Consider the following 17,678-nt stretch of genomic DNA (forward strand, 5'->3'; position numbering starts at 1 on the left):
CGGGCCGGCGTGGTGCCCGTGCGGAGGTCGGATACCTATCGATGATTGTGGATCGGCGATGTTACGGGGGGAAGTCGCCTCCTGATATCGCCTGTGTCATACCGGGGCGGCGTCGCCGCCGTTCTCGGCGCTCGTGGAGCGGGTGCGCGCATGCGTGTTAGGAAGGGACCCTTGCTATGCACGAGGCGTTAGCAGGGGGCCCTTCCTTTCCCCCGACCCCAGCGTGAGAGAGGGCCCGGCGCGATGCGCCGGGCCCTCTCTCAGTGCGTGCGGTACTAGCTGTCGCCACCGGTCTCGCCGACCGGGGCGGCGTTCACGTCGTCGATGGCGTACTTCTTGGCCGCCTCGGCCGGTACGTGAGCCGGTACGACGCCGCGCAGCGCGAGCTGCCGCAGCGTGGCGACCGCGATCGACTCGGCGTCGACGCGGAAGTGCCGGCGCAGCGCGTGCCGGGTGTCCGACAGACCGAATCCGTCGGTGCCCAGGGAGGTCCAGTCACCGGGCACCCAGCGGGAGATCAGGTCCGGCACCGCGCGCATCCAGTCGCTGACCGCGACCTTCGGCCCGTCGGCGTCGGCCAGCTTCTGCTGGATGTACGGCACCCGCTGCTCCGCGCCCGGGTGCAGGAGGTTGTACGCCTCACACTCGACCGCGTCCCGCCGCAGCTCGGTCCAGGAGGTCACCGACCAGACGTCGGCGGCCACCCCCCAGTCCTGGGCGAGCAGCTGCTGCGCCTTGAGCGCCCACTGCATGCCGGTGCCGGAGGCGAGCACGTTCGCCCGGGGGGCGTCACCCTCCACCGACGGGGCCGCCGCGTACCGGTAGATGCCCTTGACGATGCCCTCGGCGTCGACGCCCTCCGGCTCGGCCGGCTGGTGGATCGGCTCGTTGTAGATGGTGAGGTAGTAGAAGACGTTCTCCTGCTCCTCGCCGTACATCCGGTGCAGGCCGTTCTCCACGATGTGCGCGATCTCGAACGCGAACGCCGGGTCGTACGCGACGACGGCCGGGTTCGTGGCCGCGAGCAGCAGCGAGTGGCCGTCCTCGTGCTGGAGGCCCTCGCCGTTGAGCGTGGTGCGACCGGCGGTGGCGCCGAGCACGAAACCACGGGCCATCTGGTCGGCCGCCGCCCAGAAGCCGTCACCGGTGCGCTGGAACCCGAACATCGAGTAGAAGATGTACATCGGGATCATCGGTTCGTCGTGCGTGGCGTACGACGAACCGGCGGCGGTGAACGAGGCGACCGAGCCGGCCTCGTTGATGCCCTCGTGCAGGATCTGACCGGCGGTCGACTCCTTGTACGACAGGAACAGCTCCCGGTCGACCGAGGTGTACCGCTGACCGTGCGGCGAATAGATCTTGGCGGTCGGGAAGATCGAGTCCAGGCCGAAGGTCCGTGCCTCGTCCGGGATGATCGGCACCCAGCGCCTGCCGAACTGCTTGTCCTTCATCAGGTCCTTGAGCAGCCGGACGAAGGCCATCGTGGTGGCCACCTTCTGCTTGCCCGAGCCCCGCTTGACGTCGGCGAAGCGCTCGCTGCCGGGGATGGCCAGGGGCTTGGCCTCGGTCCGCCGGCTCGGCAGGTAGCCGCCGAGGTTCTTGCGCCGCTCGTGCAGGTACTGCATCTCGTCGGACTTCTCGTCCGGCCGGTAGTACGGCGGCAGGTACGGGTTGTCCTCCAGCGCCGAGTCCGGGATGTCCAGGTAGAGCCGGTCGCGGAACGTCTTCAGGTCGTCCAGCGTCAGCTTCTTCATCTGGTGCGTGGCGTTGCGGCCCTCGAAGTGCTGGCCGAGCGTCCAGCCCTTGATCGTCTTGGCCAGGATCACCGTCGGCTGCCCGGTGTGCTCCGTCGCCGCCTTGTAGGCCGCGTAGAGCTTGCGGTAGTCGTGCCCGCCGCGCTTGAGGTTCCAGATCTCGTCGTCGCTCAGGCCGTCGACCATCTTGCGGGTCCGCGCGTCCCGACCGAAGAAGTGCTCCCGGACGTACGCCCCGGACTCCGCCTTGTAGGTCTGGTAGTCGCCGTCCGGAGTGGTGTTCATCAGGTTGACCAGCGCGCCGTCGGTGTCGGCGGCGAGCAGCGGGTCCCACTCCCGGCCCCAGACCACCTTGATGACGTTCCAACCGGCGCCCCGGAAGAACGCCTCCAGCTCCTGCATCACCTTGCCGTTGCCGCGGACCGGACCGTCCAGGCGCTGGAGGTTGCAGTTGATCACGAAGGTGAGGTTGTCCAGCTCCTCCCGGGCGGCCACGCCGATCGCGCCCAGGGTCTCCGGCTCGTCCATCTCGCCGTCGCCGAGGAAGGCCCAGACGTTCTGGTCGGAGGTGTCCTTGATGCCCCGGTGCTGGAGGTAGCGGTTGAACCGGGCCTGGTAGATGGCGTTCAGCCCGCCCAGCCCCATCGAGACGGTGGGGAACTCCCAGAAGTCCGGCATCAGCCGGGGGTGCGGGTACGACGGGAGCCCGCCGCCGGGGTGCGACAGCTCCTGCCGGAAGCCGTCGAGCTGGTTCTCGCTGAGCCGACCCTCCAGGAACGCCCGGGCGTACATACCGGGGGAGGCGTGCCCCTGGTAGAAGATGTGATCGCCGCCACCCGGGTGGTTCTTGCCCCGGAAGAAGTGGTTGAAGCCCACCTCGTAGAGCGAGGCCGAGCTGGCGAAGGTGGAGATGTGTCCGCCGACGCCGATCTCGGGACGCTGCGCACGGTGCACCAGCATCGCCGCGTTCCACCGCACGTACGCCCGGATCCGGCGCTCGATGTGCTCGTCACCCGGGAACCAGGGTTCGCGCTCCGGCGGGATCGTGTTGAGGTAGTCGGTGGTGGTCAGCGACGGTACGCCGACCTGGCGCTCACGGGCGCGCTCCAACAGGCGCAGCATCACGTATCGCGCCCGCTTGGTGCCACGATCATCGATGACACCGTCGAGCGACTCGACCCATTCGCTGGTCTCTTCAGGGTCGGTATCCGGAAGCTGGCTCGGCAGTCCGGCCGTGATCACCGGGCGCTTGCGTTCCGTAGCCACAGGCGTTCCCTCGGTTGTGTGTGGGATAGGTCTCTAGCGCCATCCTGCCCCGTCGCGGCACTCGCCGTCACGTCCACCCGGCCCAAGGGCGACGCGCGACACACGTACCGAACAGTAACTTCGCGTCGCCGCGCAGGCCCGGACGGGTAGTAGACGATCTTGCCAGGAAACGCCGCCGAGCGCGCCGGTACAAGGTTTCGTAACCGGGCAGAATGGGGGGTATGCGTAGTGAGGTGATCAGCATCCGGACCGGTTCCCGGCCGACCGTCCGGGACATCACCGCCGAGGCCGAGCAGTTCCTCGCCGGGCAGGGCGACGGGCTGCTGCACGTGTTCGTGCCGCACGCCACCGCCGGGGTGGCCATCATCGAGACCGGCGCCGGCTCCGACGACGACCTGCTCACCGCGCTGGACGCGCTGCTGCCCACCGACGACCGCTGGCAGCACCGGCACGGTTCGCCCGGACACGGCCGCGACCACGTGCTGCCCGCCTTCGTCGCCCCGTACGCGACGCTGCCCGTGCTCGGCGGCCGGCTCGCCCTGGGTACCTGGCAGTCGGTCTGCCTGATCGACACCAACGGGGACAACTCCAGCCGGCAGGTCCGCTTCTCCTTCCTGCCCGGCTGACCACCACACCCGCCCGGCCGGCCACCGCGAGGCGACCGTCCCGGCGGCGTGCCGCCGACGTAACGGCGGAACTGCCCGAACGTGGCCGGATCGTAGAATGTCGACCATGCCGCGACCACCCGCCACCCTGGTCGGCCCGGGTGGGGCCGACCGGTCCCGGGTGGCCGGCGACACGGTCCGGCGGATCATGCACGTGGCCGCCGCCCTTCGGCACCACCAGGACAGCGAGATCGCCGCACTGGGGCTGACCCCGGCGGTCGCCCGCGCGCTCTACGAACTGGACCCGGACCACCCGCTGCCCGCCCGTGAGCTGGCCGGGCAGTTGCGCTGCGACCGGTCCAACGTGACCGCGCTGGTCGACAAGCTGGAGCGGGCCGGGCTGGTGGAGCGTCGTGCCGACCCGGACGACCGGCGGCAGCGGACCCTGGTGGTGACCGAGGCGGGCCGGCGGATGCGGGACCGGGTCCACGGGGTGCTGTCCGACTCACGACTGCTGGCCGGACTCAGCACGGAGGAGTTGGCGGCGCTCGGCGAACTCGTCTGGAAGGTCTCCGACGGCGGTTGCCCGGAGCGGCTCGGGACGTAGTCGGGCGCCGCGCCGTCCCAGGTGCGTGAAACGTGCTCAGGTGGGCGAGGCGTGCCTCGGTCGGTAATGCTGTCGGACGTGACCACCCCGCAGGATCTCGACGACCGGTTCCGGGAGGCCCTGGCCGCCCTCGCCGCGCCGGGGCGCCGCGCCGACCCGGCACAGCCGGTGGCCGACGGTGCCACGCTGACCGGCGCAGAGCTGTTGGACCTCTTCGACGCACAGGTCACCAGCCGCCAACTCGACCTCGCCGGACGCTGGCTCCGCGGCTTCGGCGAGGGCTACTACACGATCGGTTCGGCCGGGCACGAGGGCAACGCCGGGGTCGCCGCGGCGCTACGCCCCACCGACCCGGCCCTGCTGCACTACCGCTCCGGCGCGTTCTACTGCGTGCGGGCCGCTCAGGCCGCCCGCAGCGGGGAGCCCGACACCGGCCGGGACCCCGACGCGGAGCCGGCCGGCGACCACGGCGGCCCCAGCACCGACACGACCGCGCCCGCCGGGCAGGCGACGGAGGTCGACCTCGACCCGGCCGAGGACGCGCCGCCGGTCGGCAGGGTCGGGCACGCCGAGGAGGGCCCCCGGGCCGCTGATCCGCTGGACGACGACGAGCGCCCGGCCGGGAAAGCGGAGGCCGCGGGCGACGAGCGGCGGGCGGTCGACCCGGTGTACGCGGACGCGGCCCGGGACGTGCTGCGGGGCATGGTGGCCTCGCGCGAGGAGCCGATCGCCGGAGGCCGGCACAAGGTCTTCGGTCGGGCCGACCTCGCCGTGGTGCCGACCACCTCCACGATCGCCTCGCACCTGCCCCGGGCGGTGGGCATGGGCCTCGCGGTGGAGCGGCTGCGCCGGCTGGACACGCGACCGGAGCCGACCTGGCCGGGCGAGACGCCCGTCGCGACGACGTGGGCACCGGACGCGATCGTGGTCTGCTCGTTCGGGGACGCCTCGATCAACCACGCCAGCGCCACCGCCGCCTTCAACACCGCCGGCTGGTACGACCACACCGGTCTGCGCATCCCGGTGCTGTTCGTGTGCGAGGACAACGGCCTGGGCCTGAGCCTCCGGTCCCCGCAGGGCTGGGTGACGACGGCGCTGCGGTCGAAGCCGGGGGTGCGGTACTTCGCCGTCGACGGCACCGACCTGGTCGAGACGTACGAGGTGGCGGTCGAGGCGGCGGCCTGGGTCCGCCGCCACCGGCGCCCGGCCGTACTCCACCTCACCACGGTGCGGTTGATGGGGCACGCGGGCGCGGACGCCGAGAGCGCGTACCGGTCGGCCGGGGAGATCCGGGCCGACCTGGATCGGGATCCGGTGGTGGCCACCGCGCGACGGTTGGTCGAGGCGGGCCTGGCCAGCGGTGCGGAGTTGCTGGAGCGCTACGACGAGATCGGCTGGCGGGTCCGCCGGCTGGCCGAGGGGGTGCTCGACGAGCCGAAGCTGTCCAGCCCGGCCGAGGTGGTCGCCCCGCTGGCGCCCCGCCGACCGTTGCGGGTGGCCCGTGCGGTGGCCGAGGCGGGCGACCGGGCGGCCGGGCCGGACGCGGGCGCACGGGTCGAGGCGTTCGGCGGCAAGCCGCCGGAGCTGGTCGGCCCGCTGACGCTGGCGCAGAGCATCAACGCCGCGCTCACCGACGGGCTGCTCGACCATCCGCAGATGGCCGTCTTCGGCGAGGACGTCGCCGCCAAGGGTGGGGTGTACGGGGTCACCAAGGGACTGCGGGACCGGTTCGGTGTCGCCCGGGTCTTCGACACCCTGCTCGACGAGACCTCGATCCTCGGCCTGGGGCTCGGTGCCGGGCTGGCCGGGATGCTGCCGGTGCCGGAGATCCAGTACCTGGCGTACCTGCACAACGCCGAGGACCAGTTGCGCGGCGAAGCGGCCACCATGGGGTTCTTCTCGCAGGGCGCGATGCGGAACCCGATGGTGGTGCGGGTGGCCGGGTTGGCGTACCAGGAGGGCTTCGGCGGGCACTTCCACAACGACAACTCGGTGGCGGTGCTGCGGGACGTACCCGGGCTGGTGATCGCCGTACCCGCGCGACCGGACGACGCGGCGGCGATGCTACGGACCTGCCTGGCGAGCGCGGCGGTGGACGGCAGCGTCTGTGTGTTCCTGGAGCCGATCGGGCTCTACCACACGCGCGACCTCTACACCGACGGCGACGGGGAGTGGCTGGCCGGGTACGCCGAGCCGGGCGCCTGGGCGGGCGCACACGTGCCGGTCGGGCGGGCCCGCGTGTACGGCGTCGGCTCGGCCGAGGACGTCACGATCATCACGTTCGGTAACGGCGTCCGGATGTCGCTGCGGGCCGCGTCGGCGCTTGCCGACGAGGGCGTCGGCACCCGCGTGGTGGACCTGCGTTGGCTGGCCCCGCTACCTGTGGCCGATCTCATCCGGGAGGCCACCGCGACCGGCCGGGTGCTGGTGGTGGACGAGACCCGACGCTCCGGCGGGGTGGGTGAGGGAGTGATCGCCGCGCTGGTGGACGCCGGTTATGTCGGTGCGGCACGACGAGTGGCCGCAGTTGACTCATTTGTGCCGTTAGGTCCGGCTGCCCGTCAGGTCCTGGTGTCCGAGGAGGCCATCACCCAGGGTGCCCGTACGCTGCTGGCACGGTAAATTTCGTTCCACCCGGTGCGCCACTTGCGCCGGAGGGCACAACTGTGTGGACTTTGCCTGACGGCGTTCGAGGGGACGCCGCGAACTCGCCACGAGATGAGGAGGCACGCGACAGTGAGCGCGACCGCTGGTCAGGCTGCCGACGGGGTACGCAGCCTGGCGGACCGGTTCGGCATCGAGCCGGGGATGGTCGTCATGGAGATGGGGTACGACGAGGACGTCGACTCCGATCTCCGGGACGCCCTGACCGACCGTTGTGGTGACCTGGTCGACGAGGACACCGATGAGGTGGTCGACGCGGTGCTGGTGTGGTACCGGGACGGCGACGGTGATCTTTTCGAACTTCTCGTGGACGCCCTCGGCCCCCTGGCCGACAACGGGGTCGTGTGGCTGTTGACGCCCAAGGCCGGCCGTGACGGGCACGTGGAACCGAGTGAGGTCTCCGAGTCCGCACCCACCGCAGGCCTCCAACAGACCTCCACCATCAACGCCGGCAAGGACTGGAGCGGGGCCCGTCTCGTGCTGCGCCGAGGTGCCAAGGGCAAGAAGTGACCCTGCTCAGCGGTGTGACAGGCTGAGGCCGACCCGACCTGACTCCCGAAGGAGCTCGCATGCCGATCGAGGTTGGCGCCGAGGCGCCGGACTTCGTGCTGAAGGACCAGAACAACCAGGAGGTCCGGCTCGCCGACTTCCGTGGCCGGCGCTCCGTCCTGCTGGTCTTCTACCCGCTGGCCTTCACCGGCATCTGCCAGGGCGAGCTGTGCGAGGTGCGGGACAACCTCGACGAGTACGTCAGCGACGACGTCCAGGTACTCACCGTCAGCGTCGACTCGGTGTACGCCCACAAGGTCTGGGCGGACCGCGAGGGCTTCCAGTTCCCGCTGCTGTCGGACTTCTGGCCGCACGGTGCCGTCGCCCAGGCGTACGGCGTCTTCAACGAGGTCGCCGGCATCGCCAACCGGGGCACCTTCGTCATCGACAAGAACGGCGTGGTCCGGTTCGCCGAGATGAACATGCCGGGCGAACCGCGTGACCAGCACGGGTGGCGCAAGGCCCTGGCCGAGGCCGGCGCCTGACCCGTCCCGAACGGTGGTAACCGTCCGGTAGGGCCGGTGGGCGGCAGGGTAGGCTTGCCAACCGCCGGCTCGCCGTACGGCGTTCCGGGCGCGTAGCTCAGCGGGAGAGCACTCGCCTTACAAGCGAGGGGTCGCAGGTTCGAAACCTGCCGCGCCCACCAGATCGAACAACGGCCCGGAGATCAGTTCTCCGGGCCGTCTCCGCATCGTTCTCCGGGCCGTCTCTGCATCGGCGGTCGTGGCGGTGACGTCGCCGTGGGATACGTCGAGGTCGCCGACGTGCGGTTCGGGTGCGAAAATGCGCGTCGGCGGCGACCTTCTTGGTTCCTACTTCGGCGCCTTTCGAGCTGAACCGTTTGCGCTATCGCAGATCCTCGGCACGGAGCGCCGGAGGCCGGGGCCGCTCACCGCGATCCGTGGACGCTTTCAGCTCGAAAGGGCCCGACGTGCTGTCGGTCAGGTCCCGAGCATCAGCCGAGCGCCCGCCGTACGGCAGCCCGGATGCGGACACGGGCGCGTCTTTCGTGGGCCGCGCGTGACGATGGGGGTGCGGTCTCCGGCAAACGGAGCCGAGCCGGACGGGTGCCGCGTACCGTCGTCGTCGGGTCGGTGCCGACGCGGACGGGGAGGGGCGCGAGTGGGCTACGCCGAGGTCGCCGACGTGCGGTTCTGGTACGAGACACACGGCTCCGGTCGGCCGCTGGTGCTGCTGCACGGCGGGTTCGGCGCGGTCGAGACCTTCGCCGCGATCCGGCCCGCGCTGGCGCAGCGCCGCCAGGTGATCAGTGTCGACCTGCCGGGTCACGGACGCACCGCCGACGTCGACCGTCCGATGCGGTACGAGTCGATGGCCGACGACGTGGCCGCGTTCATTGGTCACCTGGGTCTGGGTCCGGTCGACGTGCTGGGCTTCTCCCTCGGAGGCGGGGTCGGCCTGCGGCTGGCGGTCCAGCACCGGCACCTGCTTCGCCGACTGGTGGTGGTCTCCGCGCCGTGCCGACGTCAGGGCTGGTTCCCCGAGGTGCTCGCCGGGATGCCGGAGCCCGACGAGGCGGCCGGCGAGCGGATGACGGGCATCCCGGCGTACGAGCTCTATCGACAGGTCGCGCCCCGCCCCGACGACTGGCCGAAGCTCTGGGCCAGGACCGGCGAGCTGTTGCGCCGCGAGTACGACTGGTCGGCGGAGGTGGCCGCGCTGACCACCCCCACCCTGCTGGTCTTCGCCGACGCCGACTCGATCCGTCCCGCGCACATGGTCGAGTTCTTCGGCCTGCTCGGCGGCGGACACCGGGACGCCGGTTGGGACGGTGCCGACCGGCCGGACGCCCGCCTGGCGGTCCTGCCCGGGCTCACCCACTACGACATCGTGGACTCGCCCGCCCTGCCGGCGGTGGTCCTCCCCTTCCTCACCCACACCCTGAACACCCCGGTCTGAGTACTTCAGCCTGATCGCGCCGCCGGCACCGTGCCGGTCCATCCGGCACGTCCTTCACCGCGTGTAGTGCAGCATGATCACGCCCGCGCCGATGGGGGTGGCGTCGACCAGGCTGAAGTGCTGCAGGTCGAACGAGCGGTCGGCGAGCGGGATGCCGCTGCCGACGACGATCGGATTGACCTTGACCACCAGTTCGTCCACCTCCGGCAGCAGTTGGCCGGCGAGCTGGCCGCCGCCGCAGAGCCAGATGTCGCCGCCGGACCGTTGCTTGAGGTCGCGGACGAAGGCGACCGGGTCACCGGAGACGATCTCCACCGCCGGGTCGTCGGACGGCGGCAGCGAGCGGGCGAAGACGTACTGCTTCGAGCGGTTCGCCCCCGACGAGACGGTGCTGGCCGGACTGGCCGCCCGGGAACCCTCCACGGCCCTGCTCACCGACTACGTCCGGTACATCGTCGAACGGACCACCCGGCAGCCGGAACTCACCCGCGCCCTGATCGAGCTGCGCCTGGAGGCGACCCGCCGTCCCGACCTGGCCCGGATCCTCGGTGCGACCCTGCGCCGGGGCTACCGCGACGACGTCGCGCACCAACTGGCCGCCGGCCTGCCCGGTGGCGCGTTCGAGGTGACCCTGCTGCGCTACGCCGTGGACGGGCTCCTGCTCGACCTGCTCACCCCCTCGATCGACGCCGGGTTCGACCCCGACGACGTGGTCGTCGCCCTGGTGTCCCGGTTGACCGCCGAGCCCTCCTGACCGCCGACCGCCACCGGACGCCCCGGGTACGCGAGGACTGTTCGTCGGCGCAGCGGGAAGACGTCGATGCGGACGCACCTGGGGAGGAGCGACGGATGACGCGTGCCGGACTGACCATCGGTGTGCTCGGCTCGTACGGTGGGCGCAACCTCGGTGACGAGGCCATCCTCACCGGCCTGCTGGCCGACCTGCGCGAACAGGAGCCGAACGCCCGGATCATCGTCTTCTCACGGAACCCGGCGCACACCGCGTTGGCGCATCCGGATGTCGAGGCGGTGCCGTGGGAGGGGGTCAGCCGGACCGACTCCGCCCTCGTGCTCTCCCAGCTCGACCTGCTGATCCTGGGCGGCGGCGGCATCCTCTACGACAAGGAGGCCCGCCGCTACCTCCGCGTGGTGCGGGTCGCCCAGGAACGCGGCCTGCCACTGCTGACGTACGCGGTGGGGGTGGGCCCGCTCAGCGAGATGGTGGACACCGGCATGGTCCGGGAGACGCTGGCCGGCGCCACCCAGGTCACCGTCCGCGACCAGGAGTCGCGGATGGTGCTGGAGGAGGCCGGCCTGCTCAACCCGATCACGGTCACCGCCGACCCGGCGTTCCTGCTGGAACCGGAGGACTTCCCGGCGGCACTGCTGCGCGAGGAGGGCGTGCCGGCGGGCAAGCGGCTGGTCGGGATGAGCGTACGGGAGCCCGGCCGCGCGGCCGAACGGCTCGACGTCGACGGGTACCACCGGCTGCTGGCCCAGATCGGCGACTTCCTGGTGCACCGGATCGACGCGCACGTGCTCTTCGTCCCGATGGAGCGCGACGACATCCGGCACTCGCACGGGGTGCTCTCGCACATGACCGCCGCCGAACGTGGACGCATCCTGCACGGCACCTACTCGCCGCAACAGGTCCTCGGGCTGATGCGCCACTTCGACCTCGCCGTCGGCATGCGACTGCACTTCCTGATCTTCGCCGCGATGATGGGTACGCCGTTCCTGCCCCTGCCGTACGCCGGAAAGGTCTTCGACCTGGCCCAGCGACTCGGGGTGCCGGCGCTGCGCGGCGTGGAGCGGGAGGTGGAGGGACCGCTGCTGGCCGAGGTCGACCAGCTCTGGGACGAACGTGACCAGCGGCGGGAGACCACCGCGCAGCGGGTCGCCCAGGTCTGTGAGGAGGCCCGGGGCACCTCGCGGGTCACCCGGGCGGTGCTGGAGAGCCTGCGCGCCCGGTCCCTGGTCGAGGTCGGCGCCTGACCGTCCGGTGGGCGGGCCGCGTCGTGTGCCGGGTGGGTCAGACGGCCGGGCCTCGCCAGCAGTAGCGCCACTGCTGACTCTTGGCGTCGACCGACTCCAGTTCGTAGATGTCCGCTCCGGCCAGGCCGGCCGAGCCCAGGTGGTGGTGGGTCAGCGGGGGACGGCCGTTGGGGTCCAGCTCGACGGTGACCTGCTGTCCGTCCGCCTCGCCACCTACCAGCGGGATCTCAACCGAGGATGCCATGCGCCCATCCTGCCCCGCCCGCCGTCGCCGCGCAGCGGATAGCCGCCCGCGCAGCGGACAGCCCGGGGCGTGCGGGACAGTCGGCGGGTCGGAACGGGACTAATCTCCCCTCATGGCGGAGATCGCGATAGACCCGACGCTCGGTCCGGTCGTCAATCGGGTGGCCGGCGAACGGGACGTCCTCGAATCGTTCCTCGACTTCCACCGGGCGGTGCTGCTGCGCAAGCTGCGGGGCCTCTCCGACCCCGACGCGGCCCGTCGGCTGCTGCCCTCGGCCACCACGATCGCCGGGCTGGTCAGACACCTCACCGAGATCGAACGCAACTGGTTCCACATCCTGCTCGACCCGGCGCCGGGCGAGGTGTTCCCCACCTCGGAGGAGGCGGCGCTGGCCAGCTTCACCCTGGACGAGGGCGACACGGTGGAGAGCCTGGCCGCCGACTACGAGCGGACCTGTGACCGGTCGCGGGAGATCGCCGCCCGCTTCGACCTGGACCACGTGGTGCCGCAACCGCAGCTCGGTGAGGTGTCGCTGCGCTGGATCCTGGTGCACATGATCGAGGAGACCGCCCGGCACGTCGGGCACGCCGACATCCTCCGGGAACTCACCGACGGCACCACCGGCGCACTCTGACCGGCGTTCTCATACCGGCGTTCTCGAACGGGCGCACGTTGACGGGCGCACGTTGACCGGCGCACGTTGACGAGCGCCGAGGGGCGGTCGTCAGGGGAGGGGAAGCAGCCCCGGCGGGTACTCCATGCCGTCGTGGGTGCAGGCGGCGGCGGCCACCCCGGCCGCGTACCCGGCGGCCTCTGCCCAGGTCGCGCCGCGTGAGCGGGCCGCGACGACCCCGGCGGCGAAGGCGTCCCCGGCGCCGTTGGTGTCGACCACCGGGCCGGGCGGCACTGCGGCCGGCACCCGGTGCACGCGGCCGCCGAGGTGCAGCTCCGCGCCGTCCGCGCCCCGCGTCACCAGCACCGGGCCCGGCGCGAACGTGGCGGCTGTCGTCGCCGCCCGGTCGCCCAGCGCCGCGCCGCTGACCAGGACCAGCTCGGCGATCTCGGCGAAGGGCCGGTGATAGGGGTTGCGCCCGTCCCAGTCGTGCAGGTCGGTGGAGCTGCTCACCCCCTCGGCGAGTACACCGGCGAGGTCGGGCAGCAGGTCCCGGACCCAACCCATGATCGACAGGTGGACGTGGGTGGCGTCCTCGACCAGCGCCGCCACCCGCTCGGTCGGGAAGGGCGCGGGACCGTCCGAGTCGCGGGGGTCGTACAGCGCCATCCGGTGTCCGGCGGGGTCGACCAGGTTCACCGAGCGGCGGGTGCCGGCGGGGTCCTCGGCCAGCGTGGCGTGTACGCCGGTCCGGGCCAGCGCGGCGCGCACCACGTCCCCGGCCGGGTCGGCACCGATCGTGTCGATCACCGCCACCCGCAGCCCGAGCGCGTGGGCGGCGAGCAGCACCCCGGCACCCGTGTTGCCGATCCGCAGGTCGATCGGGTCGACGGTGACCGAGTCGACCACCGGCAGCGGCAATCCGGGCACCCGCACCCGTACGTCGACACCGAGTCCACCGATCACCAGAAGGTCGTACATGGCGTCGACGGTAGACGTCGGGTGGCGCCTAAGCTGTCCCGGTTGTTAGCAGGGGACCCTTGCTCTACCGGAGGCGTTAGCAGGGGACCCCTCCTTACTCGGCGAGGGGGCGTGCGTGCTGGTCGTGCACGGGGTGTGGCTGCCCGGTCGCGGCTTCGCCGTCTGGGCCGAGGACAGCACCCGAGAGCCGGAGGCGCCGCGCCGACCGGGGCGGGCACCCCGCGACCGGCCGCACCCGTTCGCCGCCGACCACGCCGCGTTGACCACCGTCATGGGCGAGGCCGCCGAGCCGGCCGACCTCGGCACGGTGCTGTTGAGCCTGCCCACCCGGGGCGGCTCGCCGATGGACTCGCCGGAACTGGTCCGGACCACCGTCGTGGCGCCGCCCCGGGGCCGGGTCGCCCTGGCCGGATGGCGGGTGCCGGTCCTCGCGTACGGCCCGGACGCCACGCTGGCGCTGCTGCGCGGCATCGACCGCGTGTCCGCCGTACCGGGTGCCGCCCTGCGACACCTGGCCGAGGTGGCCGCCTTCGCCGTCGACCTGGCCGGTCGGGGCCGGGTCCTGCCCGGCCTCGCCGCCCCGACGTCCGCCGCCCCGCAGGCCCTCCACCCGAACAGCCAGGCCCACCGGATGCCGCACCAGCACCGGCAAGCCCACCAGCCCGACCAGCCCGACCAGCCCCAGCAGACCCGACGACGGTCCACCGCCCGGACCGGGTCGACGGCGGTCGGTGGCGGGCGACCGGAGGACGGCGTACCCGCGCGTGCGGTGTGGCGTCCGCTGCTGACCGGTACCGACGCGGCCTGGGCGCGGTCGTTGGCGTTGGCGCTGCCACCGGTCGCCCGCGCGGTGGTCGAGGCGGACCTGCCCGCCCTTCCGGCGCCCGGCAGCGCCGTCCGTCGCCCCGCACGTCGGCCGGGCGGATCGGCGCGCACCACCCGGCGTGGAAGTGAAGAGGGGTCCCCTGCTCTACCGGAGGCGTTATCAGGGGGCCCTTCCTTACATCCGGGTGGGGTGGTGGGGGACGCGCTGGATGTGCTGACCGATGCGGCGGTGCGCGCGGCCCTGCCGGAGACCGCACTGGCCCGAGGCGTACGCCCCGGCGCGGCGGTGGCGTCCTGGCTCGGCGCGCTGACCGGGCCGCACCGCGAGTTCACGGCCGACGCGGCGGCGCTGGACGTTCTCCGGTCCGAGCTGGACGCCTGGCAGCGGGACGCGGCGGGCGGGGCGGTACGGGCGAGCTTCCGGCTGGTGGAGCCGTCGACCGAGGAGGTGCCCGGCCCGGTGACGGTGGTGCCGCTCGACCTGGACGCGGCGGTGGGGGACCCGGGCAGGTGGCGGGTGGAGTTCGGTCTGCGGGCGGCCGACGAGTCGGGTCTGCACGTCGACGCCGGTCAGGTGTGGCGCGGCGAGGGCGGCACCGTCGCCGGGGCGCATCCGCAGGAGACGATGCTGGCCGAGCTGGGCCGGGCCAGCCGCCTCTGGCCGGAGCTGGACACGGCGTTGCGGACCGCCACCCCGGAGGCGCTGGAACTGGACGCCGACGGGGCGCACCGGTTCCTGCGCGAGGGCGCGCCGATGCTGCACGCCGCCGGTTTCACGGTGCTGCTGCCGTCCTGGTGGCAGCGCCCGGCGTCGCGGCTGGGCGCCCGCCTGCGGGCCGGGTCGCGGGCCGCGCCCGGCACGGTCAGCGGCCCGACCGACCGGGTCGGGTTGGACGCCCTGGTGGACTACCGCTGGGAGGTGGCGCTCGGGGACCAGCCGCTGACCGAGGAGGAGTTGGCCCGGCTGGCCGAGGTGAAGACGCCGCTGGTGCGGTTGCGCGGCCAGTGGGTCGAGCTGGATCCGAAGCGGCTCGCCGCCGGTCTGCGCCTGTTGCGGTCCACCGGCGAACTGACCGTCGCCGACCTGCTGCGGCTGGGGCTCGCCGACGGTACGCAACCGGACGCCCTGCCGGTGCTGGAGGTGACCGCCGACGGGGCGTTGGGTGACCTGCTCGCCGGGTCGGTGGAGCGTCGGCTCACGCCACTGGACCCGCCGCCGTCGTTCCACGGCACGCTGCGGCCGTACCAGCGGCGGGGGCTGGCCTGGCTGGCGTTCCTCCAGTCGCTCGGGCTGGGCGGGGTGCTCGCCGACGACATGGGGCTGGGCAAGACGGTGCAGTTGCTGGCGCTGCTGGCCGGTGATCCGGCCGGGTCCGGGCCGACGCTGCTGGTCTGTCCGATGTCGCTGGTCGGCAACTGGCAGCGGGAGGCCGCCCGGTTCGCCCCGGAGCTGCGCGTCCACGTGCACCACGGCGCGCAGCGGGCCCGGGGCGACGACGTCGGTGCCGCCGCGCAGGAGGCCGACCTGGTGCTCACCACGTACTCGGTGGCGGCGCGGGACGCGGTGGACCTGGCCGGGGTGGACTGGCACCGGGTGGTGCTGGACGAGGCGCAGGCGATCAAGAACGCCGCCACCCGGCAGGCCGAGGCGGTGCGGTTGCTGCCCGCCCGGCACCGGCTGGCGGTCACCGGTACGCCGGTGGAGAACCGGCTGGCCGACCTCTGGTCCATCATGCAGTTCGCCAATCCGGGGCTGCTCGGCCCGGCCGCGACCTTCCGGAAGCGGTTCGCCGAGCCGATCGAGCGGCACGGCGACGCCGACACCGCCGAGCGGCTGCGCCGGATCACCGGCCCGTTCGTGCTGCGCCGACTCAAGACCGACGCCTCGATCATCTCGGACCTGCCGGAGAAGCTGGAGATGGAGGTCGTCTGCAACCTCACCGCCGAGCAGGCGGCGCTCTATCGGGTGGTGGTCGACGACATGCTGGCCCGGATCGAGTCCTCCGAGGGCATCGAGCGGCGGGGGCTGGTGCTGGCCACGATGACCCGGCTCAAGCAGGTCTGCAACCATCCGGCGCAGTTGCTGCGCGACGGTTCCCCGTTGGACGGACGCTCCGGCAAGCTGGCCCGGTTGACGGAGATCCTCGACGAGGTCCTGGCGGCGGGGGAGAAGGCGCTGCTGTTCACCCAGTACGCCGAGTTCGGCGGGATGCTGCGCGGCCACCTGGCGGCCCGGTTCGGCCGGGAGGTGCTGTTCCTGCACGGCGGGGTCGGCAAGGCCGACCGGGACGAGATGGTGGCCCGCTTCCAGTCCGACGACGGGCCCGCGCTGTTCGTGCTCTCCCTCAAGGCCGGTGGGACGGGACTGACGCTGACCGCCGCCAACCACGTGGTGCACGTCGACCGGTGGTGGAATCCGGCGGTGGAGGACCAGGCCACCGACCGGGCGTTCCGGATCGGGCAGCGCCGCCGGGTCCAGGTCCGTAAGTTCGTCTGCGCCGGCACGGTGGAGGAGAAGGTCGCCGCGCTGATCGCCGAGAAGCGCGGCCTGGCCGCGTCGGTCGTCGGCACCGGCGAGCAGTGGATCACCGAGCTCTCCACCACCCAGTTGCGGGAGCTGTTCGCGCTGGAGGCCGGGGCGGTGGCCGAGTGACCGAGGGCCGGTTCGCCGAGTACGGTCCGCCGCGCCGGGTCGACGGCGGGCTGCGTGCCCGCAGCACCCGGGGTGCCATCGGGGTGTCCTGGTGGTCGCGGCGGTTCGTGGAGGTGCTGGAGTCGTTCGCGCTCGGCACCCGGCTGACCCGGGGCCGGGCGTACGCGCGCGCCGGCCAGGTGGTACGCCTCGACGTCCACCCCGGACGCGTGGACGCGGTGGTGCAGGGTTCACGACCCCGGCCGTACCAGGTCCGGGTCGCGTTGCCACCGTTCCCGGCCGACCTCTGGACACGGATCGAGACGGAGCTGGCCGCCCAGGCGTTCTTCAGCGCCCGGCTGCTCGCCGGTGACCTGCCGGCCGAGTTGGAGGAACTGCTCGCCACGCTCGGCGCACCGCTGTTCCCCGCCACGGTGACCGACCTCGAGCAGCACTGCTCCTGCCCGGACGCGGCGGTGCCCTGCAAACACCTCGCGGCCACGTTCTATCTGCTGGCCGAGGCGTTCGACGCGGATCCGTTCGCCCTGCTGCACTGGCGGGGCCGCAGCCGGTCCGACCTGCTCGCCCGACTACGCGAGCTGCGCGGCACCCCGAACGGGCGGGAGCTGCGCAGTCCACCGAGCGGGCGCGAGGTGCACGGCACCCCGAACGTCCACGTCGGTGATCCGCCCGTGGCGACCGGCGCCGCCCCACGAGCAGGCGACCCGACAGCACCCGGTCCGTCGTCGACGGACGGTGCTGCCGACCGGTCGTCCGGCGGCGACGTGGCTCTTCCGGCGGCCGGTGCGGCACGTGTCCTCACCGACCTGCCGGCCCCGCCGCTCGCCGAGACGGTCGACCGGTTCTGGTTGCCACCGGTGCCGTTGCCGGACCGCCCACCGAGCCTGGCGAGCCGCCCCGACCTGCTGTTGCGGCAGCTCGGCGCGCCCGCACCGGCGATCGGCGGACCGGGTCTGGCCGAGCGTCTGCGCCAGGCGTACCGGCAGCTCGGCGAGTGAGCGG

14 protein-coding genes, 1 tRNA gene and 1 pseudogene are annotated in these 17,678 nt (G+C 72.6%); 12 read left to right on the top strand and 4 right to left on the bottom strand.

Annotation, left to right across the window (positions count from 1 at the left end; genetic code table 11):
• Nucleotides 1-275 precede the first annotated feature (275 nt).
• The gene (gene aceE, locus ABZ738_RS23370; RefSeq protein ID WP_131056632.1) at nucleotides 276-3,020 is read right to left on the bottom strand and encodes a pyruvate dehydrogenase (acetyl-transferring), homodimeric type; all 2,745 of its coding nucleotides are present in this window, start codon (nucleotides 3,018-3,020) and stop codon (nucleotides 276-278) included.
• Nucleotides 3,021-3,241: 221 nt separating this feature from the next.
• Here aceE and ABZ738_RS23375 point away from each other — a divergent pair, with 221 nt between their 5' ends.
• The 7 genes from ABZ738_RS23375 (at nucleotide 3,242) to ABZ738_RS23405 (ending at nucleotide 9,365) form a co-directional block, all read left to right on the top strand.
• Nucleotides 3,242-3,646 carry a YjbQ family protein gene (locus ABZ738_RS23375; protein ID WP_357216300.1) on the top strand — a complete coding sequence of 135 codons (405 nt, stop codon included), beginning with the start codon at nucleotides 3,242-3,244 and terminating at the stop codon, nucleotides 3,644-3,646.
• A 106-nt stretch (nucleotides 3,647-3,752) separates the two neighbouring features.
• Nucleotides 3,753-4,232 (top strand): MarR family winged helix-turn-helix transcriptional regulator, encoded by a 480-nt coding sequence (locus ABZ738_RS23380; RefSeq protein WP_131056628.1) that lies wholly within the window; start codon nucleotides 3,753-3,755, stop codon nucleotides 4,230-4,232.
• A 66-nt stretch (nucleotides 4,233-4,298) separates the two neighbouring features.
• On the top strand, nucleotides 4,299-6,854 hold the full coding sequence (locus ABZ738_RS23385; RefSeq protein WP_357216435.1) for a thiamine pyrophosphate-dependent enzyme: 2,556 nt from the start codon (nucleotides 4,299-4,301) through the stop codon (nucleotides 6,852-6,854).
• A gap of 114 nt (nucleotides 6,855-6,968) precedes the next feature.
• Nucleotides 6,969-7,406: a DUF3052 domain-containing protein gene (locus ABZ738_RS23390; protein WP_131055312.1), complete on the top strand. Its 438-nt coding sequence runs from the start codon at nucleotides 6,969-6,971 to the stop codon at nucleotides 7,404-7,406.
• A gap of 59 nt (nucleotides 7,407-7,465) precedes the next feature.
• The gene (locus tag ABZ738_RS23395) at nucleotides 7,466-7,930 is read left to right on the top strand and encodes a peroxiredoxin (RefSeq protein ID WP_131055314.1); all 465 of its coding nucleotides are present in this window, start codon (nucleotides 7,466-7,468) and stop codon (nucleotides 7,928-7,930) included.
• Nucleotides 7,931-8,016: 86 nt separating this feature from the next.
• Nucleotides 8,017-8,091: transfer RNA gene (locus tag ABZ738_RS23400), tRNA-Val, on the top strand.
• Between the two features lie 476 nt (nucleotides 8,092-8,567).
• On the top strand, nucleotides 8,568-9,365 hold the full coding sequence (locus tag ABZ738_RS23405; RefSeq protein WP_357216303.1) for an alpha/beta hydrolase: 798 nt from the start codon (nucleotides 8,568-8,570) through the stop codon (nucleotides 9,363-9,365).
• A 54-nt stretch (nucleotides 9,366-9,419) separates the two neighbouring features.
• On the opposite strand, the pseudogene ABZ738_RS23410 reads toward ABZ738_RS23405, so the two are convergent.
• Nucleotides 9,420-9,728: pseudogene (locus ABZ738_RS23410) on the bottom strand (dihydrofolate reductase family protein); the annotation flags it as partial.
• A 25-nt stretch (nucleotides 9,729-9,753) separates the two neighbouring features.
• Here ABZ738_RS23410 and ABZ738_RS23415 point away from each other — a divergent pair.
• Together ABZ738_RS23415 and ABZ738_RS23420 are read left to right on the top strand one after the other, a co-directional pair.
• Nucleotides 9,754-10,119, top strand: a complete 366-nt coding sequence (locus tag ABZ738_RS23415; RefSeq protein ID WP_236145917.1) for a hypothetical protein — start codon at nucleotides 9,754-9,756, stop codon at nucleotides 10,117-10,119.
• Between the two features lie 95 nt (nucleotides 10,120-10,214).
• Entirely contained in the window at nucleotides 10,215-11,360 is a 1,146-nt protein-coding gene (locus ABZ738_RS23420; protein ID WP_131055321.1) for a polysaccharide pyruvyl transferase family protein, read from the top strand.
• A gap of 37 nt (nucleotides 11,361-11,397) precedes the next feature.
• Here the strand turns inward: ABZ738_RS23420 and ABZ738_RS23425 are convergent, their stop codons facing one another.
• Nucleotides 11,398-11,604, bottom strand: a complete 207-nt coding sequence (locus tag ABZ738_RS23425; RefSeq protein ID WP_131055323.1) for a hypothetical protein — start codon at nucleotides 11,602-11,604, stop codon at nucleotides 11,398-11,400.
• Between the two features lie 112 nt (nucleotides 11,605-11,716).
• Here ABZ738_RS23425 and ABZ738_RS23430 point away from each other — a divergent pair, with 112 nt between their 5' ends.
• The gene (locus ABZ738_RS23430; RefSeq protein WP_131055324.1) at nucleotides 11,717-12,238 is read left to right on the top strand and encodes a DinB family protein; all 522 of its coding nucleotides are present in this window, start codon (nucleotides 11,717-11,719) and stop codon (nucleotides 12,236-12,238) included.
• 90 nt (nucleotides 12,239-12,328) lie between these two features.
• Here the strand turns inward: ABZ738_RS23430 and ABZ738_RS23435 are convergent, their stop codons facing one another.
• Nucleotides 12,329-13,198 (bottom strand): PfkB family carbohydrate kinase, encoded by an 870-nt coding sequence (locus tag ABZ738_RS23435; protein WP_357216308.1) that lies wholly within the window; start codon nucleotides 13,196-13,198, stop codon nucleotides 12,329-12,331.
• Nucleotides 13,199-13,313: 115 nt separating this feature from the next.
• Between ABZ738_RS23435 and ABZ738_RS23440 the strand changes: the two genes are divergently transcribed.
• Nucleotides 13,314-16,676, top strand: coding sequence for an SNF2-related protein (locus tag ABZ738_RS23440; protein ID WP_357216311.1), 3,363 nt, complete (start codon nucleotides 13,314-13,316; stop codon nucleotides 16,674-16,676).
• Complete coding sequence (locus ABZ738_RS23445; protein ID WP_357216314.1) at nucleotides 16,673-17,674, top strand: hypothetical protein; 1,002 nt, start codon at nucleotides 16,673-16,675, stop codon at nucleotides 17,672-17,674. Before ABZ738_RS23440 ends, ABZ738_RS23445 begins: the two co-directional genes overlap by 4 nt.
• Nucleotides 17,675-17,678: the final 4 nt, after the last annotated feature.

Origin of the sequence: Micromonospora sp. NPDC047793 (genome assembly GCF_040642635.1) — a bacterium.
In the GTDB taxonomy this organism is placed as follows: Bacteria; Actinomycetota; Actinomycetes; order Mycobacteriales; family Micromonosporaceae; genus Micromonospora.